Here is a 10,598-nt window from a genome sequence, read left to right on the forward strand (position 1 = left end):
CCGGAGTGGAAGAGGAGATGACATGAGCGCGGGCCAGGTCATGTTGCGTCTGCTGGAAGCGGCATGCGCGCTCATCACGCTGCTCTTCGTGGCGCTCCTGGCGCTGGCCACCGACTACGACCGCCTGCGGGCCGCCTACCACAACGGTGCCCTCACCCCGACGGTCACGTTCTTCGTGGTGGTGTGCGCCACCTGGCTGGTTCTGTGGCGCAAGCGCACCAAGCGGCGCGCAGAGCCGGCGTGACCGCCCGCATGACGAAGGCGCCATCGCGGAGAGGTTGGCGACCGGGCCATAGACGTCGCTGCCCCGCACCGCCTTCTTTCGGCTCGGCTGGGCTGTCACAAAAGGGACGTTGGTGAACCAACCCGCTTGCGGGGTGCGTCTTCGCGCCACCCGCGCTACCTTCTGGTGCCAAACCTTCCGCATCATCACCGTGCACGGGGGAATCGAGCCGGATGTCGTTCGAAGAAGAGTGGGCGCAGCACAAGTCTGCCGCCGTTCAGAAGCAGTCAGTCAGCATGCAGCTCAACCGGCTCGATCCGGGCGGCGGCGGTGGCGCTCCCACGGGTGATCTGCGGGTCAGCCAGAAGGACTTGGCGGCGGTGGGCGACGAGGCGTTCAAGCTGTACCAGCGTCTCGACAAGGACGGCGACCACGCGAAGGCGTCCAGCCAGAAGGCCGGGAACGCGCTCAAGGAGGACTTCTCACTGGGCGGAGCTCTCGGCGACGTGGCGGAGACCTGGAACAGCCAGGTCAACACCCTTCTCCAGTCGTGCGCGCACATCTCCAACCACCTCGACTACACGCAGAAGGCGCACGCCGGCGACGAGCACTACATCGCCACCACCTTCAGCGTCAGCGAGCTCGGCGAGGGCTTCGACGAGAGGACTCAGCGGCAGTGAAACTCAGCGCTCTGCGTTTCGCCGACTTCTCCTCCCTCGGCGAGGCAGTCACCGACTGGTCCGACATGGTCAAGAAGCTCAAGACGCTCTCCGACGACGCGAACGAAGCACTCAAGGGCAAGGCGGACAAGGCCGACTGGGCCGGCGCCAACGCGACCGTCAGCCGGGAGTTCATCACCAAGACCTCCCGCGAGTTCAAGGACGCGCACACCGAGGCCCAGTCCATCTACAACATCCTCAACGACACCAAGACCGAGCTCCAGGGCTACAAGACCCAGCTCAACGAGAGGATCAGCCGGGGCATCCGGGACCACAACCTCACCGTGACGGAGACCGGGGACTCCTTCACCGTCACGATGAACGTCCACCCCGACCGTTCCTCCGACCCGGACTCCCTCCCCGACCACGACGAGAGCCACGCCGAAGCCCTGCGCGACGACATCGAAACCATCCTCAACAACGCCACCACGAGCGACACGACAGCCGCCGACGCCCTGCGCGCCATCGTGAACTCCACCCAGTTCGGCTTCGCCGACATCTCCTACTCCGACCGCGACACCGCCGCCGACGCCCTGCGCGAGGCCGAGCGCATGGCCGAACTCGCCAAGGACCCCAAGGACTTGTCACCGGAGGAGTTCGACGAGCTCAAGGACGGCCTGGGCGAGCACAGCGGCGACGCCCTCTTCGCCGAACGCTTCGCCACGGAACTCGGCCCGGAGGGCACCCTGAAGTTCTGGGCGACCATCAACGACCCTCACGACTCCATGGAGTTGGGCAGCGAACGGGTCGACGACTACGGCGACCTCCAGAAGAACCTCAGCCTCACCCTCGCCACCGCCACACAGTCCGACAGCACGGCGATGCGGACCTGGGAACGCGACATGGTCGGCCTGGGCGACAAGACCATCGAGACCGGCAGCGCCCGTACCAACGGCTTCCCGATCATGAGCAACCTCATGCGGTACGGCGACTTCGACGACAAGTTCCTCAACGAGTACGGCAACGCGCTCATGGCGACCGAGAAGGAACGGACGCAGGGCACCGACAACGCCGACATCAGCTGGCACACCCCCATGGGCCTGGCACTCAACCGCACCGGCTCCGACACCGGCATCGACCCCATGACCGGCTACATGCACGCCCTCGGCAACAACCCCGAAGCCTCGACGGAGTTCTTCAACGACGAGTACGGCGACCTCAAGAGCGACGACGAGGAGAAGACGCTCAGCAACTTCGACTACCTCTTCGAAGAGCGCAACTGGGTGCCGGACCACAACGACGACATGAACGAGAGCGACGAGGGCCACAACGCCATGGGCCGCGCCCTGGAAGCGGCGACCACCGGCCACCCCTCGGGCACCAGCCCCACGCTGGAGAACATTCCCCACAGCCAGGAACAGGCCGACCTCTACTCCAGGGTCGTCCAGTCCGTCTCCGCGGACCCCGACCGGCTGCTGGACCACATGAGCATGGGCGACAGCTTCGGCCGGATGTCGGCGGAGTACATGCCCGACATCCACCGCGCCCTGGACCCCGCCCAGGAGGGCGAAGACAGGCTCTACCCCATCTCGGGCGCCGCGGCACCGGACCTGAGCCAGCAGGACGTCACCCGCTTCCTGCACACCGTCGGCCGCGACCCCGACGGCAACGCCGCCGTCAACGTCGGCCAGCACAACTACACCGCCGCACTCATGCAGCACCACTTCGAGAACCCGAACGCCTACATCAATGACCCGGCGTTCAGCGACAGCGAGAACCTCAACTCGACCATCGGCAGGATCTCGGAGCGGGCCGGCGAAATCCAGGGCACCATCGGCGCGGGACGAGCGTACGAGGCGGAAGTGGACGGCGGCGCGAAGGACGCCGAGTTCAACGGGGCGCTCGACAGCGCCAAGGAGTGGGGCAGCGGCCTCGTCGGCGTAGGAGTCGGCGTCGCCACGGCACCGTTCAGCGGACCGGGATCGATCGTCGCGGGCGGCGTCGCCACCACCGGCGCGGACCAGATCCTCGACGCCATCTTCGGCGGCATGGAGAAGGACAGCGCCGGCGAGGTCATCTACCGCAACGGGGAGGAGTGGGGCGCGACCGAGGACTCGACGTACACACTCGTCGAACGCGAGGCCCGCAACGCCTCCGAGGCCACCGGGCAGCCCTCACCGCACATCATCGCCGGCGCCTCGGAACACGCCGAGGAGGGCTTCAACAACGCCGGCACCAACGTCCAGAAGTACATCGACGGCGAAGGCGTCCCCGGCAGCCTCGACTCGGACGACTGACGTGACGGCCAAGACCCTCAAGCTCAGCGCCGCGGCCACCGTGCTGGCCGCGGCGCTGGTCTACAGCGCCCTCGGCTACTTCACCGGCACGGTGCCCTTCCCGGCCCAGCAACGCGGCGAACTCCGGGCGGACGCCGTGTGCTCCGCACTCGGCGACGGCGACCGGGCGGCAACGGAACTCAACAAGGTCCTCCCCACCCGCGGCGACTACAGCACCGAGGAGACCAACCCACCCCGCACCACCGACGACACCACTTGGCAGTCCACCTGCTTCATCAACGGCGACGGCGACCAACTGCTGGTGGCCGGGGCCGAACTGGCACGATTCGGATCGGCCGAGGACTGGCTCGACGATCCCTCCCGTGCACACGCCTCGGCGCCCGATGCCAGCGGCCCGAAGAAGAGCTTCGAGGCAGGCGAAGCAGCAGTGGTCACAAACCGCACCGCCGAGATCCTCGTCCAATGCGTCCCGGAGGGCGAACTCCCGGGCGGCGCCCACCAACTCAGCATCGAGGTCCACGCGAAGCACACCCTTCAGGGCACCCCGGCCGAAACCCGCCGTGCCCTGACCACCCTGGCCCTCACCACGGCCGACGCCGCCCACACCCGCGCGAAGTGCTCGACTCCCTCGCAACTCCCCCGGAAGATCACGGGCTAACTGTGATGCCCAGGCACGTTGTGCGATCGGATACGGCGTGCCGTAGATAGGTGAAGGCCTCCCGGATGTGGAGTGGAGCTGTCTAGGAACCTCTCCACCTAGGAGGCCTTCGTGGCTCACGTTAACGCTGCGCTGACCCCGAAACACCGACTGCGCCTGGCGCGTCTGATCGTCGAGGACGGCTGGCCGCCTTCGCGGGCTGCTGAGTTCTTCAACGTTTCGTGGCGTACTGCGGCGAAGTGGGCTCAGCGCTACCGGGAGGAAGGGCCGGTCGGAATGAACGACCGGTCCTCGGCCCGACGGACCCAGCACGCCAAGACGCGGCAGCCCATGGTCCGCAAGATTGTGCACCTGCGGTGGAAGCAGCGACTGGGGCCGGTACAGATCGGCGCCCAGCTCGGGATGCCGGCCTCGACTGTCCATGCGGTCCTGGTCCGGTGTCGGCTCAGCCGGCTCTCGCATACGGACCGGGTCACCGGCGAGCCCGCCCGGCGCTACCAACGCTCTCGGCCCGGCGAGCTGATCCACGTCGACGTCACCAAGTTCGGCAACATCCCCGACGGAGGTGGCTGGCGCTACCTCGGACGCCGGCAGGGCTACCGCAACTCTGCATCGACCTCACGACGCACCGGACGCCACGGCGGCAACTACCGGCCGGCCGTAGGGACTTGCTTCGTCCATACCGCCATCGATGACTACTCCCGCGTTGCCTACGCCGAATGCCACGACGACGAGAGGGCCGCAACGGCCGTCGGTGTGCTTCATCGGGCAGTGGCCCGGTTCGCCGAACGTGGCGTCACCGTCGAGCGAGTGCTGTCCGACAACGGCAGCGCCTACAAATCCTTCCTCTGGCGCGACACCTGCGAAGAACTCGGTATCACGATGAAGAAGACCCGGCCCTACCGTCCCCAGACCAACGGGAAGATCGAAAGACTCCACCGGACCATGTCAGATGGCTGGGCCTACAAGAAGCTCTACCGCACCGAAGACACCCGACGAGCAGCCCTGGAAGGATGGCTTCACCAGTACAACCACCACCGGCCCCACACAGCACTCAGTGGCCTTCCACCCATCAGCCGGTTGGACAACCTGGCTGGACATCACAGCTAACCTGGCCTCCAAGTCACAGGCGGATGACCCCGCTCCTGCACTGAGGATGGGGCGACGATTCGCACTCCACGTCCCAGCTTTCTCGACCCAAGTTCAAAGAACAATGCTCAGGACGTCCGGCAGCAGGATGAGTGTGCACACCCCAACCCCCCACCATCCGACAATGCGGATAGTCCCGACACTGGCGCTGCCGACTTTCCCCCTTCGGGCGTAGAAGGCGAACACAGATTCAGCCGTGCCCTTGAAGTTCAGAGCCAGGACAAGACTCCAGAGCATCCACAGTAACGCGATAATCCAGATTGCCAACAGGTCAAGTTGTTCGGCCGCGACGTTATTCGTACTGGTTAGAGACGTTATGGAAGTTCCAACCCGGTGCACTGACGCCGGTCGATTGACCATTCTGCAAAAGCCTCCAACGCCTCACGCTCGAACGATGGACTGGTTTCGAAAAACTCCACGTATCCGGTGTGAAGATTGCTCACCGTGTACAGCGAACGGGGTTGATCATCAGCACAGTTGGCACTTCCCCATGCCCAACCCTCTTGATCCTCATCCCGCCCGGCCTCACCGGAGACCTCACGAAAGGAAGCCGCACCACGAAACGCATCGGCCAGTACATCGTGCAACGCCGTGAGCCGATACACGGCGTCGCCATCATCGTTCAGCAGCAGGCACTCCTCAACAGGGGCCACCTTGTCGGCAGTCGTCCCGGCCACGCTTTCGATACCCCACTTCCGGGCCGTCCCTGCCACCTCACGGGCGAAGCGACAACTTCCAGAAGCCTGCGCTATGTCCTGCGGCTCAGCGCCATTCGGTGTCTGCGCGATACGTTCACCCACCACATCACCTTCCACCGAGCCACCGCACCCACGCTGCCTCGCCGACTTCTCGGCCGTCCCCGTCGCGGTCCTGGCTAGGTCCGCGAGTTTCCCCCGGTCCTCGAACAAATCAGATCCGCGCAAATGGGCAGTCACGTTCACCATCACGCGGGCTTCCTCGCCCTTCGCCGTGCAAGGGAGTATCACAGTCGCGTGCGCCGTCTCCCTGTACTGAACGGTGACCACCCCAGGCCATCCACCGCCGATCGACGCCGAAGTGGCACCAGGCAACGACACATCGGCGTGCATCATCTCCCGCAGCACGTCAGACGCATCCGACTCATCGCCCACCTGGAAGACCACCCGCTTGCCGGCCCCGGACACTGCAACTTCGCACTCGGACAGCTCGGACGAATCTTCTGTACCCCTGGACGAGTCGGAAACGGCACCAAAATCCTCACTACCGAGTACGCGGTGAACATCACGAGTCTCCACCGCACTCCCGCAAAGGGCTCGGAGAGCTTCCTTTTCCTTCTTCGGGAGAAGGAAAAGGAAGTAGGCCGCGACTGCGAGACCGAGTACTGCAAGGCAGGCCACTATGGCCCACAAGTTTCGCTTGATACGCACCTAGTAGTCCCCATTGCCGAGTTGACTGCTTGTCTCATCGCGCACGTCGTGGCGAGCCTGCATAGCAGCTTCCTGCAAGACATTGATCTGAGGGCTGTCCCGTGCATAACCCGCGCGCTCGCCCCAATCCCCTACGAAATGGCGCGTTTGGGATTCAGACTCCAGATACCTTTCTGCGATTTTTGCATTTGCCTCGGTGGTAGCAGATTCCTTCTGATCATTCGACATGTTCCATGTCCACGTATCAATCCCCCGCTGCACGGCGTCCCCGGCACCTGGAATAGGCGTCAACGCACCACCGACGATGTGGTAAACCACCTTGGCGTTCCAGTCGGCCTCCGCTTGCTTATCATCTCTGATATCAGTGGTGATATCCTGTTTGATCGCGTCAAACACACCCATACTCTTGGCGGCATGCCCCATCGTATCTTCCACAACGAGGCTATTCGGCTTAGCATCGCTTGGAAGTGACGCTATTTCCTGTTTGATCTGTTCACGCTCCGCTTGGTGGAGCAGGGTATACGCATCTGGATCATCCGAGACACCACGCATAACGCGTCTCAACGCGCCAGGTTCCGCGAACATCCGCGCATCGTCCGCTGACCCCCTGACACCGGGATTCGTCCCTTCATCCGACACTCGATCCAGCGATTCATGTGTGTCCGGTGCATAGTCTGCCAGTGCATTTGCCAACGGTCGCTGAACATTTTTGTGGATACCATCACCTCCAACGCCCGGATCGGTAAGATTGATGGCTGATTCCATCACCCTCGCTTGTGGCGACGTATGTGTGGCGTTCGGCCGAGGGGGGTCATCCGGGCCCAAGGGCTGTTGTCCAGTCGCCGCCGCTTCCATCGCGCGTCCCAGGCCCATGCGACTGTCGCCGTCTTCGATTCCCTTCGTGTGCGAGACATTACCTGTCCAGGTGGTTTCTTCGCTGATTTCCCAGTCCCGTTCCTTAATCAGGTAGCGAAGCATATCGTTTTCCTTGTCAGGGCCGGGATCCAAAAATTCTGTGGCAGTGCCCGGTTGATGACTCATGATTCCCAGAGTGCTGTCCATGGGGTCATTGGCGAACCAACCGTCACTCTTCCCCGAGTGCGTACCTGGAAGATCCCAGATATCTGAATCACCACCCTTGTCAGGGTCTTCTGCAGCCCTGATGTCCTGTCCGAGGTCCTGCAGCATTTCCGAAGAGAAACTCTTGGGGTCGCCCTGTTCCATCAAAGTAAGCATGGACTGGTAACCACGTGGCTGAGAAGACTTCTGGCCGACCGCCGAGGGGAGTGCGTCATCGAATCTCTGGACGCCGACCTTCTTCATTTCTTCACGCCACTTCTTGTAGAAAGTGGAATCGGTATCCTTGGTGGCAGTTCCCAGGCTGTTTGCCAAGCCCTTCTCAATGGCCAAATAGCCGGACTTGTTTCCCGAGTCCGAATCACGGGCGGCCATGTTCAGATTGTTCGTGAACTCAACTGTGCCCTGGGGGCCGAGACTGTTCAGCAACGTCCTGCTGAACGCAGTATCATGTGAATTGTCCCGCGCCAGTCTCCTCATCTCCGCAATCTCCCGCGGAGGCAGTTTGCCTTCAGAGTCCAACTTTGTGGCAAGCTCGGAGGCTCGTTTGGCCTCTACCTTCTCCATGTCCCCTTCGGCAGCGCTGTTGAAGCCGTTGAGACTGCCCTTGCCATCCGTATCCGTGACAGCAGCGGTGAGGGCAAGTTTGACTCCATGGTCAGCATCATCGGCCTCCTTGACCAACTTCTTGATGCTGCTTGTGAAACCGCGCTCGGCCTTCTTGATCACGCGAAGGTTCTCAGGATCGTTCTTGATCGTCCGAATTTCCTCCGGAGTCAGAGACCCCCAGTCGTACGTCACTTCACCGGTATGAACGTTAACCCTGTAGTTCTTGCCCTCTGCTTCTTTGACGATCCTTTCGATCGATTTCTTGAAGCCAGCGAACTGGGTCTGAGCTTCATTGAGAATCTTGGCAATCGCTAGGGCTTCCGCCTTGGCCGCGCCGTACTCGTGCTTGATGACCCCGGACGCACTGGTGGCGGCCTGGAAGCCTTCTCCTCGCCAGGAGCCATCGCCAGTGGCTTTCAGGACATGGTCCTCGAAATTTTTCTCAAGCTCTCCGAACCTGTTACCCATCTTCTTCCACGCCTTGGCCGCATCTGCGAGCATGTGCAACTGCGTGGTCGTAACGTCGTGGTATGTGAGCGGCACGTCAGCTTCTCTTTTCAGTAGTCCGAAATGCCGCTGCGGGGCGAGGGGTTGGTGAGAAAGGGGGAGTTCGGGGACTGGAGCAAGGGACCATTGGTTCCATTGAACTGTGACCCTGTGAGGCCATCTTGGCCCTGATAGAGATTGTTGGCACCACGCAGCGCGGACATGTAGTGAGTCAGGCGTCCTTCCAATGCCTTGACCTGACGCTCCCACGCTGACATAGCCGTACTGAGACCGGACTTTGTCGCCCAGTCCCTGAACTCCCCACCGCCTCCGGCGGAGGCCATGGGTGGATGCCACTTCTGCTGCGGGAGGAACGTCCCCATGATGGGCCCGGATGGGGATCCGCCACCGGCTACGGCGCTGGACTCCTCATCTGCCAACCTGCCGGCGGATTGCGTGTCGGGAGCCAGGTGCTCCTCGATGTACTTGGCTGCCTTCTTCTTCTGAGCCGGGGAGGTCGCAAGATCGCCCCCGGGGCCACCTGAACCACCCCCGCCGTCAGCCTGGTTGAGCTGCATGCTCGTAGAGTTCTCACGGGCTGCAGCCTGATGCTGGGCCCACTCTTGCTCGAACGACACTTAGTCCCCCCGGATCTGTGTCAGTGGCGTTGGTCGTTGGGGTGGTGCTGGGGTGGCGGTGGGGTGGTCTGCCACGGGGTGGCGGGCGGCTGGTAACCCCGCGCGACCGTCGGCTGGGATGTGCGGCGGCGACGGACAATCAGAGGTGTGGCGATTGCAGCGCCGAGAACAGCGGCCCCTCCGAGGCCGTAGCCGATCAACGCGCCCGTGGAAGTCCCGTCGTCGTCGGACGCGGCCGGCGCGGCCTGGTGGTCGTCCTTGTCCTTCGCCTTAGCTTCCGCCTTCTTCTTGGCGTTGTCTTCGTTGTACGGGCCCGGCAGGGGATTGGTACTGGGGTCACCCGGGTCACCCGGGTTCTTGAGAGCGATACGAGGACGGATCACGCCATGGCCGGTGTAGTCGTTGCTCTTGCCGGGGTCGGCCTTGCTGGCCGTGTTCACGAGAACGCGGGTGACTTGGTTGGCTGTCCAGTCCGGGTGCTTGGACCAGATGAGAGCGGCCGAAGCAGAGGCGATAGCGGTGGCGTCGCTAGTGCCATGGCTCTTGCATAGTCCTGTTCCTCCCGGACATGCAGCAACCATCTCATCGCCCGGAGCCGCTAGATCTACCTGCGAACCATGCTCTGACTCGTCCGTAGCTTCGATCTTCTTGTCGACTGCGCTTATTCCGACCACCCCAGGATTAGCCGCGGGGTACATAACCGGATTTCCCTCTTCTGCGCTGTTCCCGACTCCAGCGAAGATCAGCTTTCCCTTAGTCAACGCCTGAGCGATCGCCTTATCCACCTTTTGCGAACGATACGTATTAGCCATGGAGATGTTGAGAATCTGTGCATCAGATGTCGCTGCATGACGAATTGCTGCGGCGAGACTCTCTGCGAATTCCTCGTCAGCGACTTCGGCATTCGGCGCGTCATCGTTCTTGGCATCCATCCTGAGAGGAAGAATCTTCGCACCGGGCGCTAGGCCATAAGTGCCTTTCCTTCCACCCCGCTTACCTGTCGCAGCAATGAGCGCCGCCATGCTTGTTCCATGGTTCGAATAGTCATCGTGCGGCCCACCAGGAATTTCAGCGAAGTCCTTCCCCGGAAGCACGCGTCCCTTAAGATCGGGGAGCGATTCGTCGACCCCTGTGTCGATGACGGCGACAGTGATGCCCGCGCCCCTGCTCACCTTCCACATCTCTTCTGCTTGCATGGCGTCCAGATGCCATTGCTGGGAGCGCGCACTTTCCGCGTGGGCAGGGGTAGCGGCAAGACCAACGAGCATCACGCTGACGGCTCCGACCGTCAGTTTCTTCAGCTGTCCAACCGTCAGTACCGTGAGTCCCATGTGGTTCCTTTGGCTCGCTTCACTTACTCGATGACCGGCGGCGCCGTTCTCTGCTTCCCCGGCGA

General features: G+C 62.7%; 9 protein-coding genes. 5 read left to right on the forward strand and 4 right to left on the reverse strand.

Annotated elements, in window-relative coordinates; all coding sequences use genetic code 11:
* The first annotated feature begins 22 nt into the window (after positions 1 to 22).
* The 5 genes from H343_RS30990 (at position 23) to H343_RS0116390 (ending at position 4,947) form a co-directional block, all read left to right on the forward strand.
* Positions 23 to 244: a hypothetical protein gene (locus H343_RS30990; protein ID WP_078505716.1), complete on the forward strand. Its 222-nt coding sequence runs from the start codon at positions 23 to 25 to the stop codon at positions 242 to 244.
* Between the two features lie 212 nt (positions 245 to 456).
* Entirely contained in the window at positions 457 to 903 is a 447-nt protein-coding gene (locus tag H343_RS0116375) for a hypothetical protein (RefSeq protein ID WP_028432038.1), read from the forward strand.
* On the forward strand, positions 900 to 3,179 hold the full coding sequence (locus H343_RS0116380; RefSeq protein ID WP_028432039.1) for a DUF6571 family protein: 2,280 nt from the start codon (positions 900 to 902) through the stop codon (positions 3,177 to 3,179). Before H343_RS0116375 ends, H343_RS0116380 begins: the two co-directional genes overlap by 4 nt.
* Position 3,180: 1 nt before the next feature.
* Positions 3,181 to 3,837, forward strand: coding sequence for a hypothetical protein (locus H343_RS0116385; RefSeq protein WP_028432040.1), 657 nt, complete (start codon positions 3,181 to 3,183; stop codon positions 3,835 to 3,837).
* Between the two features lie 111 nt (positions 3,838 to 3,948).
* Entirely contained in the window at positions 3,949 to 4,947 is a 999-nt protein-coding gene (locus tag H343_RS0116390; RefSeq protein WP_028432041.1) for an IS481 family transposase, read from the forward strand.
* Positions 4,948 to 5,300: 353 nt separating this feature from the next.
* Here the strand turns inward: H343_RS0116390 and H343_RS0116395 are convergent, their stop codons facing one another.
* The 4 genes from H343_RS0116395 to mycP all read right to left on the reverse strand — a co-directional run.
* A complete protein-coding gene (locus H343_RS0116395) occupies positions 5,301 to 6,392 on the reverse strand; it encodes a hypothetical protein (RefSeq protein ID WP_158679569.1) in 1,092 nt (363 codons plus the stop codon).
* Positions 6,393 to 8,621, reverse strand: a complete 2,229-nt coding sequence (locus H343_RS35300) for a hypothetical protein (protein ID WP_158679570.1) — start codon at positions 8,619 to 8,621, stop codon at positions 6,393 to 6,395.
* Between the two features lie 14 nt (positions 8,622 to 8,635).
* Positions 8,636 to 9,142: a hypothetical protein gene (locus H343_RS35305; protein ID WP_158679571.1), complete on the reverse strand. Its 507-nt coding sequence runs from the start codon at positions 9,140 to 9,142 to the stop codon at positions 8,636 to 8,638.
* 80 nt (positions 9,143 to 9,222) lie between these two features.
* The coding region (mycP, locus tag H343_RS30995) for a type VII secretion-associated serine protease mycosin (RefSeq protein WP_486586922.1) at positions 9,223 to 10,598 on the reverse strand (1,376 nt) is incomplete at its 5' end.

The organism is Streptomyces sp. TAA204, from assembly GCF_000424965.1.

Coding starts and splice junctions, on each gene's coding strand:
- H343_RS30990 (WP_078505716.1), top strand. CDS start 23: ATGAGCGCGGGCCAGGTCATGTTGCGTCTGCTGGAAGCGGCATGCGCG.
- H343_RS0116375 (WP_028432038.1), top strand. CDS start 457: ATGTCGTTCGAAGAAGAGTGGGCGCAGCACAAGTCTGCCGCCGTTCAG.
- H343_RS35305 (WP_158679571.1), bottom strand. CDS start 9,142: ATGCAGCTCAACCAGGCTGACGGCGGGGGTGGTTCAGGTGGCCCCGGG.